Consider the following 14,865-nt stretch of genomic DNA (forward strand, 5'->3'; position numbering starts at 1 on the left):
GGGCAATGCTCCGCGACCACGCCGTCTACCAGCCCACAACTACTGCTGCGGCCGCTTGACAACGTCATTGAGAATCTCCTTCGCCTTCGGCCAGGTGCTGCAGATCAACTTCCTCGCCGCCGGCGACACAACCGCGCAGGCGGCCCTGCACGCGGCCCAGATCGCGTTCATCGGCCCGCTGCTCGGCTCCATCTCACGTCCCTACGGCGGCAAGCTCGCCGACCGCATCGGCGGCGGCAAGATCACCATGTACACCTTCATCGCGATGATCTTCGCCGCAGGCATCCTCGTCGTTGCCGGCATCCTCGACGACCGTATGGCCGAAGCGCCCACCGGCGGCCAAATGGTCGCCTACGTCGTCGGTTTCATCGCGTTGTTCATCCTGTCAGGCATCGGCAACGGGTCCACCTACAAGATGATCCCGTCGATCTTCGAAGCGAAGGCGCAGGGCCACGACGATTGGAGCCGAGACGAGAAGGCCGCGTGGTCGCGCGGAATGTCCGGTGCCTTGATCGGATTCGCCGGTGCGACCGGGGCGCTGGGTGGCGTGTTCATCAACGTCGTGCTGCGCGCTTCCTATGTGGGCGAGGCGAAGTCGGCGACCAACGCGTTCTGGGTGTTCCTGGTGTTCTACGTGATCTGCGCGATGGTGACGTGGGTGGTGTTCCTGCGGATGCGGCCTGCTCGGAGCCGCGCGGGCCAGCTCGCGGGTACGGTGCCTGCGCCCGCGGGTTGAGAGCGCGGGATGATGGTCACCAGGACGGCGTGCTCGTACTGCGGTGTGGGCTGCGGCATCGAGGTCACCACCGATGTGGGCGCGCGCGTCATCGCCGGCGTCACCGGCGACAAGCTGCACCCGGCCAACTTCGGACGGTTGTGCACCAAGGGCGCCACACACGCCGAGATGATGGCCGCCGACAGCGGGCGGCTCAAAACGGCGCTGGTGCGGCCGTCTCGCGGTCATACGCCGGTCCCCACCCCGGTCGACGACGCCGTCGCCGAGGCCGCACGCAGGCTGCGCGCCATCGTCGAGCAGCACGGCCCCGACTCGGTCGCGCTCTACGTGTCCGGTCAGATGTCCATCGAGGCGCAGTATCTGGCCAACAAGCTGGCCAAGGGATTTCTGCGGACCGTGCACATCGAGTCCAACTCGCGGCTGTGCATGGCCAGCGCATCGACCGGCTTCAAGCAATCGCTCGGCGCCGACGGGCCGCCGGGGTCCTACGCCGACTTCGACTGCGCCGACCTGTTTTTCGTGATCGGCTCGAACATGGCCGACTGTCATCCGGTGCTGTTTCTGAGGATGGCCGAGCGGATGAAGGCCGGCGCAAAGTTGATCGTCGTCGACCCGCGCCGCACCGCGACCGCGCAGCGGGCCGACCTCTTCCTGCAGATCAAACCCGGCACCGACCTCGCCCTTCTGAACGGTCTGCTGCATCTGCTGGTCGAAAACGATGACATCGACTCCGATTTCATCGCCGAACACACCGAAGGCTGGGACCGCATGCCTGCGTTCCTGGCCGACTATCCACCGCAGCGCGTCGCCGCCATCACCGGCATTCCGGAAGCCGACATCCGCACGGCGGCCCGCATGATCGCCGAGGCGCGCGAATGGATGAGCTGCTGGACGATGGGCCTGAACCAGAGCACGCACGGCACTTGGAACACCAACGCGATCTGCAACCTGCATCTGGCCACCGGCGCGATCTGCCGCCCGGGCGGCGGCCCGTTGTCGCTGACCGGTCAACCGAATGCGATGGGCGGTCGCGAAATGGGTTACATGGGACCGGGATTGCCCGGCCAGCGGTCGGTGCTGTCACCCGCCGACCGTGAGTTCGTCGAACAACAGTGGGGCCTGCGCACAGGGACTATCCGCGACGACGCCGGTCCCGGCACCATCGGGATGTTCGAGAAGCTCGCGGCAGGCGACATCAAGGCGTGCTGGATCATCTGCACCAATCCCGTTGCCAGCGTGGCGAACCGAAGCACCGTGGTGGAAGGGCTGCAGGCCGCCGAGCTCGTCATCACGCAGGACGCGTACGCGTCGACAGCGACGAACCGCTACGCCGACATCGTGCTGCCCGCGGCGATGTGGGCCGAGTCCGATGGCGTCATGGTGAACTCCGAACGGACGATGACGCTGCTGCCGGCCACGATCCCGCCGGTCGGCCAGGCCCGACCCGACTGGCAGCTGATCTGCCAGGTCGCCACGCACCTGGGCTTCGGTGAGCACTTCGACTTCGACTCCAGCGAACAGGTTTTCGACGAGATCCGCCGCTTCTCCAACCCGCAGACCGGGTATGACCTGCGCGGCGTCAGCTACGCACGACTGCGCCAGACACCCGTGCAATGGCCGTGTCCGCCCAACGGGGATGCGCGCAACCCCCTCCGGTACGTCGAAACCGGGCGGGTCGTGTTCCCGACCCCGTCGGGGCGTGCGGTGTTTCACCCGCGTCCGCACATCGAGCCGCGGGAGCTGCCGGACGGCGAATTCCCGTTGGTGCTCAACACCGGTCGGCTGCAGCATCAGTGGCACACGATGACCAAGACCGGCAGGGTCACCAAACTCAACAAGCTCAACAGCGGCCCGTTCGTCGAGCTGCACCCATCCGACGCGGCGGCGATGGGCATCACCGACGGCCAGCCGGTCGAATTGACGTCCCGTCGCGGACGCGCGGTGCTGCCTGCTGTCGTGACGGACCGGGTGCGGCAAGGCAATTGCTTTGCGCCGTTTCACTGGAACGACGAGCACGGCGAGCATCTGACCGTCAACCAGTTGACCAACGACGCCGTCGACGCCGAGTCGTTGCAGCCGGAGTTCAAGGTGTGCGCCGTCAGCGCCCGCCCCGCCGGGCCTGCGCCTGCCGTCACGCAGGTGGACGAACCCGCGGCCAGGGGAGACGGGGCGCTCGTGTTGTGGGCGTCGCAGACCGGCATCGCCGAGGACGTCGCCGCGCGGCTGGCCAGGCGGATCAGCGGATCGCGGCTGGCCAACATGGACGAGGTGCCGCTGTCGCGGCTGAAGACCGCACGCGACGTGGTCATCGTGACCAGCACGTTCGGCGACGGCGGACCGCCGGACAACGGGACGGCGTTCTGGGACCGCCTGGGCGGCCCGAACGCCCCCGCGCTGCAGGGGCTGCGCTACGCGGTACTCGGCATCGGCGACCGCTCCTACGCCGACTTCTGCGGCTACGCAAAGTCGATCGACGCTCGGCTGGCCCATCTCGGCGCGCAGAAGCTGGTGGACCGCGCTGAGTTCGAGGCGCACGACAGCGCGCCGATGGCGCAGTGGACGAACCGGGTGGCGGCCATGCTGGGCGCGGACACCGAGCAGGCGATCGAGGCGGACGAGCCGTTCACCAGGGCCGCTCCGGTCGGCGCAAAACTCTGTCGCAACACGATGCTGACCGCGCCGCGGTCGCCAAAAGAGGTGCGGCAGTTGGGGGTTGACATCTCCGAGTTCGACGTCGGATACGCGGTCGGCGATTCGCTGGGGGTGTGTGCCACCAACGGCCCGGCCGTCGTCGATGCGTGGCTGGCCGCCACCGGACTCGACGGCGGGGAGACCGTCGAGGTCGACGACGCGCCGTTGACGCTGCGTGAGGCGCTGACACGCTGTTACGACATCTGCCGGGTCACGCCCGACCTGCTGCGGTTCGTCGCCGAGAACTGCAGCGACCCAGCGGCCGCCAAAGTACTGCGGGCGCCGTCGGCGCGGCTGGCCAAGTGGCTGGACGGCCGCAACGGCCTGGACATCGTCGAGGAGTTCAGGGTGCGCGCGGAGCCCGCGCAGTGGCAGCAGGTGCTGGTGCGGCTCACGCCGCGGAACTACTCGATCTCGTCGAGCCCGCTGGTCAGCCCGCACGAGGTGCAGCTGACGGTGTCGGTGGTGCGCTACCGGGGGCGGCGGGGCGGCCAACGCGGCGGGGTGTGCTCGACGTTTCTCGCCGACCGCGCGGACTCGGTGCGGGTGCCCGTGTTTCTGCAGCGCTCGCCGCACTTCCGCCCGCCAGCGGATGCGTCAACGCCGATGATCATGGTCGGCCCCGGCACCGGCATCGCGCCGTTCCGCGGCTTCCTGCAGGAGCGCCGCGCGCTCGGCCACACCGGGCGCAACTGGTTGTTCTTCGGCGAGCAGCGGTACCGCGAAAACTTCTACTACCGAGACGATTTCGAGGACATGGCCCGCGACGGCTTTCTCACCAGACTGAATCTGGCGTTCTCCCGCGACCAGGCCGACCGCGTCTACGTGCAGCACAAGATGCTCGAGAACGGCGCCGAGGTGTGGCGCTGGCTGTCCGACGGCGCCCATTTCTACGTGTGCGGCGACGCGTCGAAGATGGCCCGCGACGTCGATGCCGCGCTCACGAAGATCATCAAGACCCACGGCAGGATGAGCGAGGACGCCGCCCGCCAGTACAAGCGCGAACTCGTCGCCGACAAGCGCTACGTGCGAGACGTCTACTGAGAGTTCGAAGAGTGTCCGAGGGGGGACTTGAACCCCCACGCCCGTTAATAGGGCACTAGCACCTCAAGCTAGCGCGTCTGCCATTCCGCCACTCGGACAGCGCCCCGCACAACAGCTGGGCAGCTAAGGCTATCGGATCAGCGGGCCATGGCCCAAACCCGGCGGCGGCTCGGGTGGTAGGAAAGGGGACTGTGAGCCAACCTCTCAATGCTGCCGCCGAGGTGGTGGACCTTGTCCGCGCGCTGATCCGGTTCGACACGTCGAACACCGGTGACCCCGCGACCACCAAAGGCGAGGCCGAATGTGCCCGATGGGTGGCCGAGCAGCTGGCCGAGGTCGGCTACCAGACCGAATACATCGAGGCGGGCGCGCCCGGCCGGGCCAATGTGTTCGCCAGGTTGAAGGGCGCGGACTCCAGCCGCGGGGCCCTGATGCTGCACGGCCACCTCGACGTGGTGCCCGCCGAGGCGTCGGACTGGAGCGTGCACCCGTTCTCTGGCGCCCTCGAGGACGGCTACGTGTGGGGCCGCGGCGCGGTCGACATGAAGGACATGGTCGGCATGATGATCGCGGTGGCCCGCGCGTTCAAACGGTCGGGCACGGTGCCGCCGCGCGACCTGGTGTTCGGCTTCGTCTCCGACGAGGAGGCCGGCGGAACGTACGGCTGCAAATGGCTGGTCGAGAACCGCCCCGACCTGTTCGAGGGCGTCACCGAGGCGATCGGCGAGGTTGGCGGCTTCTCGCTGACGATCCCGCGCCGCGACGGCGGGGAACGCACCCTGTACCTGATCGAGACCGCCGAAAAGGCGATGAAGTGGATGCGGCTGACCGCGCGCGGGCGCGCCGGCCACGGCTCGATGGTGCACGACAACAACGCGGTCACGGCTGTGGCCGAGGCGACCGCCCGGCTGGGCCGCCACCAGTTCCCGGTGGTGATGACCGACGCGGTCGAGCAGTTTCTCACCGCCGTCGCGGAGGAAACGGGCTATACCTTCGACGTCAACTCGCCCGACCTCGAGGGCACGATCGCCAAGCTCGGCCCGATCGCCAAGATCGTCGGCGCGACGCTGCGCGACACCGCCAATCCGACCATGCTCAAGGCCGGCTACAAGGCCAACGTCATCCCGGGCACCGCGGAGGCCGTCGTCGACTGCCGCGTGCTGCCCGGCAGGCAGGCGGCCTTCGAACGCGAGGTCGACGAACTCATCGGCCCCGACGTCACCCGTGAGTGGATCACCGACCTGCCGGCCTACGAGACCAGCTTCGACGGCGACCTGCTGGAGGCGATGAACAACGCAATCCTGGCCGCCGATCCCGAGGCGCGCACCGTGCCGTACATGCTGTCCGGCGGCACCGACGCCAAGCACTTCGCGAAGCTGGGCATCCGCTGCTTCGGGTTCGCGCCGCTGAAGCTGCCGCCCGATCTGGACTTCGCGGCGTTGTTCCACGGCGTCGACGAGCGGGTACCCGTTGATGCGCTGACGTTCGGCGCCGAAGTTCTCGAGCATTTCCTGTTGCACTGCTAGCCCGACGAATAGCAATACGACAAGACGAAAGGATCCCAATGGCATTCCCGTACAACCCGTACGACCATCTGCCGAAGCTGCCGTCGTTCACGCTGACGTCGGAATCGGTGACCGACGGCCAACCGCTGCCCAACGATCAGGTCAGCGGCATCATGGGCGCCGGCGGCAAGGACATCTCCCCGCAGCTGAGCTGGTCTGGCTTCCCCGAGGAGACCCGCAGCTTCGCCGTGACCGTCTACGACCCTGACGCGCCGACGGCGTCGGGCTTCTGGCACTGGGCCGTCGCGAACCTGCCCGCCTCGGTCACCGAACTGCCCGCAGGCGCTGGCGACGGCAGCGAATTGCCAGGCGGCGCAATCACTTTGGCCAACGACGCGGCGATGAAGCGCTACATCGGCGCGGCGCCGCCGCCGGGACACGGGGTGCATCGCTACTTCATCGTGGTGCACGCAGTCGGCGTGGAGAAACTGGACCTCCCCGAGAACGCGACGCCGGCGTTCCTCGGTTTCAACCTGTTCCAGCAGGCCGTCGGACGGGCCATCATCCACGGCACCTATGAGCAGAATTAGCGAGTGAGCAGAATTAGCGAGCTTCTCGCCCGCTTACTTCAGAACCGCGCGGTGGTCCGCGCGCCGATCTGGCTCTACCGGCTGCGGCTCGGCTTCCTGATGGGCCACCGCTTGCTGCTGCTCGAGCACATCGGCCGCAAGACCGGCGCCCGCCGCTACGCCGTGCTGGAGGTGGTCGAACGGCCCGCTCCCGACGAGTACGTGATCGTCTCCGGCTTCGGCGAGCGCGCGCAGTGGTACCGCAACGTGGTGGCCAACCCGCATGTCCGGGTCAGCGTGGGATTCGACCGCGACGTGCCCGCGGTGGCCACGCCCATGGACCGCGAGGCGGCCAAGGCGACGTTGGACAACTACGCACAAAACCATCCGCAGGCGTGGGCGCGCATCGAGCCGACGCTGGCGGCGGCGCTGCAGACCCCCGAGCTCGACCTGCCGATGCTGACGCTGTCGCTAACGCGCCGCTGAGCCGACGGCCTCCGACAGCGACGCGAAGCCGCCGGCGTGCAGCCGCTCGGCGATGCCGTCGTGAATGTGCTTGGCCCACAGCCCGCCGCCGTAGACGAAGCCGGTGTAGCCCTGCAGCAGCGACGCGCCCGCGGTGATGCGCTGCCAGGCGTCGTCGGCGGTTTCGATGCCGCCCACGCTGATCAGCACCAGCTTGTCGCCGACGCGCCGGTAAAGCCGACGCAGCACTTCGGCCGAGCGCCGGGCCAGCGGCGCACCGGATATCCCGCCGGGCCCGAGCTGGTCGACGCCCGGCGTGACAAGCCCCTCCCGCGACACCGTGGTGTTGGTGGCGACGATGCCGGCCAGCCCCAATTCGACTGCCAGATCGGCAATTTCGTCGATATCGGGGTCGGAAAGGTCCGGCGCGATCTTCACCAACACCGGCGTGCTCGTTTCCTGCTGCACCGCCGCCAGAATGGGCCGCAGCGACTCCACAGCCTGCAGGTCACGCAGCCCGGGCGTGTTCGGCGAGCTGACGTTGACCACCAGATAGGTCGCCAGCGGGCCGACCAGCCGGGCGCTTTCCCGGTAGTCGTCGACGGCGCGTTCGGCCGGCACGATTTTGGTCTTGCCGATGTTGACCCCGATCGGCACGTCCGGCGTGTGCTGCGCCAGTCGCAACGCCAGCGCGCCCGCACCGTCGTTGTTGAACCCCATCCGGTTGAGGAGCGCCCGGTCGGCGGGCAGCCGGAACATCCGCGGTTTCGGGTTGCCCGGCTGCGGCTGCGCGGTGACGGTGCCCACCTCTGCGTAGCCGAAGCCAAGCGCACCCCAGGTGTGCAGGCCGACGCCGTTCTTGTCGAAGCCGGCCGCCAACCCCATCGGCCCGGGGAAGCGGACGCCGAACACGGTGCTCGCCAGCACCGGATCCTGCGGCGCCAGCTTCTTTTTCAGGGCTTCGCGGGCCGGTCCCGGCTTCGTCGCCGCGCGCAGACCGGCGAAAACCCAGGTGTGGATGCGCTCCGGCGGCACCAGGAAGAGGGCCCGTCGAAGGGTGCGGTAGGCCACCTTACATCGCTGGCTGGTCGGCGATGTCCAGGCTGTTGGCGGCAGATTTCTTGCGGCGCAACAACACTCGGCGGCTGCCGTCGGTGTACAGCCGGACCCTGGTCAACTCCCAGCCGCGATACTCCGCCTCGATGGACAGCCGCGTGGAGGCGCTGATGCGAGTGAGGTCGGGCGGCAGCCGCAGCGGCACCCAGTCGTATTCGTCTGACAGATCGGCATCCCACCCCGGTGGCATGCGGCCACGCTGAACCGCCGTCACCGGGCCACTCCGGCGTTTGGAATCACCTGCACTCCTGCTCCCGAACCCGACACCACATACAGGGTGCCAGATGCCTCGTCGAAGGCCAGGGAATTCGGCTGCTGCACGGTTGGGTAACGCACCTTCTCCACGGGAATTCCGGTCGATAAATCGTAACCAATCACGGTGTTGGTCTCGGTTTGGGACACCCACGCCAGTTGTGACGTCGCTGCCAGGCCGTATGGGGCGCCGCGGACCGGGTAGCGCTGCCGCAACATCAGCGGATCGGTCCCGAACACCAGCAATGCGCCTCCCCGGGTGTCGGCGACGAGCACGCGCCCCATCGAGTCGGCGGCCAGGGTGGTGGCGCCCTCGCCTGCCCGAAGGGCGTGCTGCGCCTTCTCGCCGCTGGCGTCGACGGTGGTCACCGACGTCTGGCCGCGGTCGAGCACGACCGCGGTATCGCCCTGCGTGACGATCGCGTCGACCCGCGCGAAGATCTTCAACTGCGCGGCCACCGTGGTGTCGGAGCCCAGCGTGTAGACCGCGCCGTCGGCGCTGCCCAGCACCAACCTGCCGTCGGCGCGCCGCGCGATCGCGGTGAACTCGGTGCCGGCCTGCCCGTCGACGTCGAACCGGTCGACGCGTCCCGTCGCGACGTCGACGGCGAAGTACCCGCCGCGGGTGGCGGCGTAGACACGCCCGTCGGCGCCGGCGATCGCCGTCGCGGCGGCGGGCAGTGCAACGGACCTGGTGGCGCCGTCGGCGGGCACGACGGTCAGCGCCGCCGTGCCGGGCTTGTCGGGGGCGAGCGCGACCAGTGACGCCGTTGCTGGATCGAACAGCGCGGCGAACGGGTTACCGCTCAGCGGGCGCACCTGTCCGGCAGGCGGGCGCGTCGTGGGCGGAGAAACCGCGGCCTCCGCGGGTGTGATCGTCGGTGGCGGCGTGTCGGCCGGATTCGAAGAGCACGCCCCCACGCCGCATGCGACCAGCAGAAGAGCGCTGCAAAAGGCCAACTGACCTGCAGGTTTGACGCGTGTCTTCAACGGGTAGCTCTCTGCGGTGCAAAGTGAATGGGAATCGAACAGCCAGTGTATGCACGCGCACTCACGGGGTATGGTCTGATCATGAGCCTTGCGCCGAGTAATCGTTATTCGGCCGACAGCGGGTTTGCTATCGAAGATGTTTGGACTGGTCTGCACGCCAGTGGATTTGGCCAAGCGGGTGAGGGGCGCAGCTTCTCTTTCCATGTCGAACATCAGCAGTTGATCGTCGAGGTCTACCGTCCCCGACTGTCCGGTCCCGTTCCGCAGGCCGAAGATGTCATCGCCACCGCAACACGAAAGGCAAATGACATCGACTTGTTCGACGAACGCAGCCTGGTGGCAGCCGTGCGCGACGCGGTGGCCAACGCGCAGCCGGTGCCGCGCTCAGCGCGCTGACGAACCTTCACGGTACGGTCGTCGTCGTGATCGAGGCGCCGGCGATGTCATGGCTGCAGGTCGTCGTGTTGTCGGTGCTGCAGGGGCTTACCGAGTTCCTGCCGGTCTCCTCATCGGGTCATCTGGCCATTGCGTCGCGGTTGTTTTTCGCCGACGACGCGGGCGCATCGTTCACTGCGGTGACGCAGATCGGCACCGAGCTTGCGGTGGTGGTGTACTTCGCCCGTGACATCGCCCGAATCGTCAAGGCTTGGGTCACTGGCCTTTTCAACGCCACCGGTCGCAACGCGGACTACCGTCTGGGTTGGTATGTGATCATCGGCACCATTCCGATCGGCGTGGTCGGCCTGTTCTTCACAGACCAAATCCGTACGGGTGCAAGGAATTTGTGGCTTATCGCGACGATGTTGGTGGTGTTCTCCGCGGTGATCGCAGCCGCTGAGTACTTCGGCAGGCAGACCCGCCATGTCGAACAACTCACGTGGCGCGACGGCGTGATCGTCGGGCTGGCCCAATGTTTGGCGCTGGTGCCGGGCGTATCGCGATCCGGCGCGACGATCAGCGCGGGCCTGTTTCTCAGCTTGGACCGCGAACTGGCCGCCCGATTCGGCTTTCTGTTGGCCATTCCCGCGGTGTTCGCATCCGGGTTGTACTCCCTGAAGGACGCTTTCCATCCGGTGGGCGAGGGCATGAGCGCAAGTGGCGCTCAGCTTCTCGTCGCCACGATCATCGCGTTCATCGTCGGCTTCGCCGCGGTGGCGTGGTTCCTGCGGTTCCTGGTCCGGCACTCGATGTACTGGTTCGTCGGCTACCGCATCGCGCTGGGCGCGGTGGTGTTGATCCTGCTCGGCACCGGGGTGGTGGCCGCATCGTGACCGTCATCCTGCTGCGGCACGGCCGCTCGACCTCCAACACCGCCCAGACCCTGGCGGGCCGCAGCGAGGGCGTCGACCTCGACGAGAAGGGGCGCGAACAGGCCCAGGAGCTGGTGAGGCGCATCGGCTCGCTGCCGATCCGCGCCATCGTGTCCTCGCCGCTGCTGCGGTGTCGCCGCACCGTCGAACCGCTGGCGTCGGCGCTGGGACTGGAGCCGGTGCTGGACGAGCGGATCTCCGAGGTGGACTACGGGCAGTGGACCGGCCGCAAGATCGGCGAGCTGGTCAAGGAGCCGCTGTGGGCGGTGGTGCAGCAGCAGCCCAGCGCGGCGGTGTTCCCCGACGGCGAAGGCCTGGCCCACGTGCAGGCCCGCGCAGTGGCCGCGATCCGCGAGCACGACCGTGCGCTGTCCGAGAAGCACGAGGGCGACGTGCTATGGCTGGCCTGCACGCACGGCGACGTGATCAAGGCGATCGTGGCCGACGCGCTCGGCACCCATTTGGACACGTTCCAGCGCATCACCGCCGATCCCGCGTCGATGAGTGTGATCCGGTACACAGCGCTGCGGCCCTTCGTGGTTCACGTGAACCACACCGGTGACCACCTCGCGTCGAGCCTGACGGCAAAACCCTCCGAAAAGGGCGACGGCGAGTCGAAAGACGTGCCGCCCGGAGACGCGGTGGTGGGCGGCTCAACGGACTGAGCGCGGTATTTTGGAAGGGCAATGGCCCGCGCAATCCATGTCTTCCGAACACCCGACCGCTTCGTGGCCGGGACCGTCGGCCAGCCCGGGAACCGGACCTTCTACCTGCAGGCGGTGCACGACAAGCGGGTGGTCTCGGTGGTGCTGGAGAAGCAGCAGGTCGCGGTGCTCGCTGAGCGGATCGCGGCGCTGCTGTTGGAGATCAACCGCCGATTCGGCACCCCGATCCCGCCGGAGACCGAACCGGAGGATCTGAGCCCGCTGATCACCCCGGTGGACGCCGAGTTCCGGGTCGGCACGATGGGCCTCGGCTGGGACTCTGAGGCGCAAACCGTGGTCGTCGAGTTGCTGGCGGTCTCGGAGACCGAATTCGACGCCTCGGTCGTGCTCGACGACGCCGAGGAAGGACCCGACGCCGTGCGCGTCTTCCTCACCCCGGAATCCGCGCGTCAGTTCGCGACCCGAAGCAACCGTGTCATCTCGGCCGGCCGGCCGCCGTGCCCGCTGTGCGACGAGCCTCTCGACCCGGAGGGGCACATCTGCGTGCGCACGAATGGCTATCGGCGCAGCCTGCTCGAGTCCGACGATGACAGCGAACTCTAGAGCTCGCGAGGCGTTGCGGCGCGGTGAGCTGACCGTCATCGGCCGCATCCGTTCCGCGAGCAATGCCACCTTCCTGTGCGAGGCCGAACTCGACGGCCTGACCGTGCACTGCGTCTACAAGCCGATCGCGGGCGAGGCGCCGTTGTGGGACTTCCCGGACGGCACGCTGGCCGGTCGCGAGCTGGCCGCCTATCTGGTGTCGTCGGCGCTGGGCTGGGACATCGTGCCCTACACGATCATTCGTGACGGCCCCGCGGGCAGGGGGATGTTGCAGCTGTGGGTCGACCAGCCCGGCGACGAGGTCGGCGAGAATCCCGAGTCGGGACCCGATCTGGTTGATCTACTGCCGGCAGGCCATATCCCACCCGGGTTCCTGCCGGTGCTGCGCGCCTACGACTACGCGGGCGACGAGGTCACGCTGGTGCACGCCGACGACAGTCGGCTGCGCCGGATGGCCGTGTTCGACGTGCTGATCAACAACGCAGACCGCAAGGGCGGCCACATCCTGTGCGGTGTCGACGGCCGCGTCTACGGCGTCGATCACGGGGTGAGCATGCACGTCGAGGACAAGCTGCGCACGGTGCTGTGGGGTTGGGCGGGCAAGCCGGTCGACGACGAGACGCTCGAGACCGTGGCCCGGCTGCGCGACGACGTGCGAGGGCCGCTGGGCGAGCAGCTTCGGGAGCACATCACCGGCCGCGAGGTCGCCGCGCTGCGCCGCAGAGCCATTGCGCTGCTGGACAATCCGGTCATGCCGTCGCCTGATCGGCACCGGCCGATCCCGTGGCCTGCCTTCTGAAGCCTGCGCCGTCGCTGCGTTGTGGCGGTAGGACCGCGCGCCCCGATCGGTCACCACCGCGCCGTTCGGCAATACTGCAGGGGTGACCCTCACCGACGCAGCGCTGGCCGCCGAGCTGGCCCGCGAAGCCGGTGAGCTCCTCCTCCGGGTGCGCAAGGAGGAACGCTACTGGGACCCCTACGACCTCGGCGATGCCGGCGACAAGCGGGCCAACGAGCTGATCCTCGAAGGGTTGGCGCGGGAACGACCCGGCGACGCGGTGCTGTCGGAGGAGGCCGTCGACGACCTGTCGCGGGTGCACCACGACCGCGTCTGGATCGTCGACCCGTTGGACGGCACGTGGGAGTTCTCCACGCTGCGCAACGACTGGGCGGTGCACATCGCGCTGTGGCAGCGGGCCGGGGACGGACGCGCCGAGGACGGCATCACCGACGCGGCCGTCGCGCTGCCGGCGTTCGGGAGGGTGTACCGCACCGACACCGTCGTTCCGCCGCCTCCGCGCGGGGAGGGCCCGATCCGCGTCACCGCCAGCGCCAGCCGTCCGCCAGCGGTGCTGTGGCGGCTGGCCGATCAGATGGACATCGAGCTGATCCGCATCGGGTCCGCAGGCGCCAAGGCGATGGCCGTGGTCAACGGCGACGTCGACGCCTATCTGCATGCGGGTGGGCAGTGGGAATGGGATTCTGCGGCGCCTGCGGGCGTGGTGCGCGCTGCGGGGCTGCACGCCTCACGGCTGGACGGCTCGCCGTTGCTCTACAACCGCCGCGACCCCTATCTTCCGGACCTGCTGATGTGCCGCGCCGAGCTCGCCGACGTGCTGCTGACCGCAATCCGGTCGGTCGTCAGGAACCCTCCATTTCGAACCCCCTAGAGTCGAAAGCATGCAGTCGTGGCAGGCGCCCAACCTCCCAGTGCTGCCGGGACGCGGTCCGCAGCTGCGGCTGTACGACACCGCCGACCGGCAGGTGCGGCCGGTGGCGGCGGGCGAGACGGCGACGATGTATGTGTGCGGCATCACCCCGTACGACGCCACCCACCTCGGCCACGCGGCGACCTACCTGACATTCGATCTGGTGCACCGGCTGTGGCTGGACGCCGGCCATCGGGTCAACTACGTGCAAAACATCACCGACGTCGACGACCCGCTGTTCGAGCGGGCCGACCGCGACGGTGTCGATTGGCGCGAGCTGGCCGACCGCGAGACGGCGCTGTTCGCCGAGGACATGTCCGCGTTGCGGGTGCTGCCGCCGCACTCCTACGTCGCCGCCACCGAGGCCATCGCCGAGGTCGTCGAGCTGGTGGAGAAGATGCTGGCCTCCGGGGCGGCATACATCGTCGACGACCCTGACCATCCCGACGTCTACTACCGCGCCGACGCCACCGTGCAGTTCGGCTACGAATCCGGCTACGACCGCGACACCATGCTGCGCCTGTTCGGTGAGCGGGGCGGCGACCCGGACCGCAAAGGCAAGAGCGACCAACTCGACGCGCTTCTGTGGCGGGCGCAGCGGCCCGGAGAGCCGAGCTGGCCGTCGCCGTTCGGCCCCGGCAGGCCGGGCTGGCACGTGGAATGCGCGGCGATCGCGCTCAGCCGGATCGGCACCGGCCTTGACATTCAGGGCGGGGGCAGCGACCTGATCTTCCCGCATCACGAGTTCTCCGCCGCGCACGCCGAATGTGTAACGGGGGAGCGGCGATTCGCCCGCCTTTACGTGCACGCCGGGATGATCGGCTGGCAAGGCCACAAGATGAGCAAGAGCCGCGGCAACCTGGTGCTGGTATCGCAGCTGCGCGCCGACGGCGTCGATCCGGCCGCGATCCGGCTGGGGCTGCTGGCCGGACACTACCGCGCAGACCGGTCGTGGAGCCCCGAGGTGCTCGACGAGGCCAATGCCCGCCTGCAGCGGTGGCGCGCGGCCACCGAGCTGAATGCGGGGCCCGACGCGACCGACGTCATCGCCAGGGTCCGCCGCTACCTCGCCGACGACCTCGACACGCCGAAGGCGCTTGCGGCGCTGGACGGTTGGGCGACCGACGCACTCACCTACGGTGGCCACGACAGCGCCGCGCCGCGCGCCGTGGCCACAGCGGTCGACGCGCTGCTGGGCGTCGAGCTGTAA

15 protein-coding genes and 1 tRNA gene are annotated in these 14,865 nt (G+C 68.5%); 12 read left to right on the forward strand and 4 right to left on the reverse strand.

The genetic code is table 11. From position 1 onward, the window contains the following. On the forward strand, positions 1 to 736 hold a 736-nt coding region (locus CQY20_RS16480), incomplete at its 5' end, for an MFS transporter (protein ID WP_420093241.1). Positions 737 to 745: 9 nt separating this feature from the next. Continuing rightward, positions 746 to 4,471, forward strand: a complete 3,726-nt coding sequence (locus CQY20_RS16485; RefSeq protein WP_097941160.1) for a bifunctional nitrate reductase/sulfite reductase flavoprotein subunit alpha — start codon at positions 746 to 748, stop codon at positions 4,469 to 4,471. Positions 4,472 to 4,483: 12 nt separating this feature from the next. On the opposite strand, the gene CQY20_RS16490 is transcribed toward CQY20_RS16485, so the two are convergent. Next, positions 4,484 to 4,569, reverse strand: a tRNA-Leu gene (locus tag CQY20_RS16490). Positions 4,570 to 4,662: 93 nt separating this feature from the next. On the opposite strand from CQY20_RS16490, the gene CQY20_RS16495 reads away from it, so the two are divergent. From CQY20_RS16495 to CQY20_RS16505, 3 genes are read left to right on the forward strand one after another with little or no spacing between them, the layout of a single operon-like run. Continuing rightward, positions 4,663 to 5,997 carry a M20/M25/M40 family metallo-hydrolase gene (locus CQY20_RS16495; protein WP_097941161.1) on the forward strand — a complete coding sequence of 445 codons (1,335 nt, stop codon included), beginning with the start codon at positions 4,663 to 4,665 and terminating at the stop codon, positions 5,995 to 5,997. A 38-nt stretch (positions 5,998 to 6,035) separates the two neighbouring features. Beyond that, positions 6,036 to 6,566 carry a YbhB/YbcL family Raf kinase inhibitor-like protein gene (locus CQY20_RS16500; protein ID WP_097941162.1) on the forward strand — a complete coding sequence of 177 codons (531 nt, stop codon included), beginning with the start codon at positions 6,036 to 6,038 and terminating at the stop codon, positions 6,564 to 6,566. A 3-nt stretch (positions 6,567 to 6,569) separates the two neighbouring features. After that, a complete protein-coding gene (locus CQY20_RS16505; RefSeq protein ID WP_234816281.1) occupies positions 6,570 to 7,031 on the forward strand; it encodes a nitroreductase family deazaflavin-dependent oxidoreductase in 462 nt (153 codons plus the stop codon). Here CQY20_RS16505 and CQY20_RS16510 read toward each other — a convergent pair. From CQY20_RS16510 to CQY20_RS16520, 3 genes are read right to left on the reverse strand one after another with little or no spacing between them, the layout of a single operon-like run. Further along, entirely contained in the window at positions 7,017 to 8,081 is a 1,065-nt protein-coding gene (locus CQY20_RS16510) for a quinone-dependent dihydroorotate dehydrogenase (RefSeq protein ID WP_097941163.1), read from the reverse strand. The two genes, CQY20_RS16505 and CQY20_RS16510, sit on opposite strands and share 15 nt — an antisense overlap. A gap of 1 nt (position 8,082) precedes the next feature. Further along, the gene (locus tag CQY20_RS16515; RefSeq protein ID WP_097941164.1) at positions 8,083 to 8,340 is read right to left on the reverse strand and encodes a DUF5703 family protein; all 258 of its coding nucleotides are present in this window, start codon (positions 8,338 to 8,340) and stop codon (positions 8,083 to 8,085) included. Then, entirely contained in the window at positions 8,337 to 9,368 is a 1,032-nt protein-coding gene (locus CQY20_RS16520) for a YncE family protein (protein ID WP_097941165.1), read from the reverse strand. The genes CQY20_RS16515 and CQY20_RS16520 overlap by 4 nt, the downstream gene beginning before the upstream one ends. An 81-nt stretch (positions 9,369 to 9,449) precedes the next feature. Between CQY20_RS16520 and CQY20_RS16525 the strand changes: the two genes are divergently transcribed. From CQY20_RS16525 to mshC, 7 genes are all read left to right on the forward strand, one after another. Then, a complete protein-coding gene (locus CQY20_RS16525; protein WP_097941219.1) occupies positions 9,450 to 9,764 on the forward strand; it encodes a hypothetical protein in 315 nt (104 codons plus the stop codon). A gap of 44 nt (positions 9,765 to 9,808) precedes the next feature. Next, entirely contained in the window at positions 9,809 to 10,639 is an 831-nt protein-coding gene (locus CQY20_RS16530; protein WP_097941220.1) for an undecaprenyl-diphosphate phosphatase, read from the forward strand. After that, complete coding sequence (locus CQY20_RS16535; protein ID WP_097941166.1) at positions 10,636 to 11,343, forward strand: histidine phosphatase family protein; 708 nt, start codon at positions 10,636 to 10,638, stop codon at positions 11,341 to 11,343. Before CQY20_RS16530 ends, CQY20_RS16535 begins: the two co-directional genes overlap by 4 nt. Positions 11,344 to 11,364: 21 nt before the next feature. Continuing rightward, positions 11,365 to 11,946 carry an Rv2134c family protein gene (locus CQY20_RS16540; RefSeq protein ID WP_097941167.1) on the forward strand — a complete coding sequence of 194 codons (582 nt, stop codon included), beginning with the start codon at positions 11,365 to 11,367 and terminating at the stop codon, positions 11,944 to 11,946. Continuing rightward, positions 11,930 to 12,745 carry an Rv2133c family protein gene (locus CQY20_RS16545; RefSeq protein ID WP_163701537.1) on the forward strand — a complete coding sequence of 272 codons (816 nt, stop codon included), beginning with the start codon at positions 11,930 to 11,932 and terminating at the stop codon, positions 12,743 to 12,745. The genes CQY20_RS16540 and CQY20_RS16545 overlap by 17 nt, the downstream gene beginning before the upstream one ends. Positions 12,746 to 12,827: 82 nt before the next feature. Then, positions 12,828 to 13,616 carry a 3'(2'),5'-bisphosphate nucleotidase CysQ gene (locus CQY20_RS16550; RefSeq protein ID WP_097941168.1) on the forward strand — a complete coding sequence of 263 codons (789 nt, stop codon included), beginning with the start codon at positions 12,828 to 12,830 and terminating at the stop codon, positions 13,614 to 13,616. A gap of 10 nt (positions 13,617 to 13,626) precedes the next feature. Beyond that, a complete protein-coding gene (gene mshC / locus CQY20_RS16555; protein WP_097941169.1) occupies positions 13,627 to 14,865 on the forward strand; it encodes a cysteine--1-D-myo-inosityl 2-amino-2-deoxy-alpha-D-glucopyranoside ligase in 1,239 nt (412 codons plus the stop codon).

The organism is Mycolicibacterium agri (assembly GCF_002553505.1).
GTDB classification, from domain to species: Bacteria; Actinomycetota; Actinomycetes; order Mycobacteriales; family Mycobacteriaceae; genus Mycobacterium; species Mycobacterium agri.

Coding starts and splice junctions, on each gene's coding strand:
- CQY20_RS16485 (WP_097941160.1), top strand. CDS start 746: ATGATGGTCACCAGGACGGCGTGCTCGTACTGCGGTGTGGGCTGCGGC.
- CQY20_RS16500 (WP_097941162.1), top strand. CDS start 6,036: ATGGCATTCCCGTACAACCCGTACGACCATCTGCCGAAGCTGCCGTCG.
- CQY20_RS16525 (WP_097941219.1), top strand. CDS start 9,450: ATGAGCCTTGCGCCGAGTAATCGTTATTCGGCCGACAGCGGGTTTGCT.
- CQY20_RS16530 (WP_097941220.1), top strand. CDS start 9,809: ATGTCATGGCTGCAGGTCGTCGTGTTGTCGGTGCTGCAGGGGCTTACC.
- CQY20_RS16540 (WP_097941167.1), top strand. CDS start 11,365: ATGGCCCGCGCAATCCATGTCTTCCGAACACCCGACCGCTTCGTGGCC.
- CQY20_RS16545 (WP_163701537.1), top strand. CDS start 11,930: ATGACAGCGAACTCTAGAGCTCGCGAGGCGTTGCGGCGCGGTGAGCTG.
- mshC (WP_097941169.1), top strand. CDS start 13,627: ATGCAGTCGTGGCAGGCGCCCAACCTCCCAGTGCTGCCGGGACGCGGT.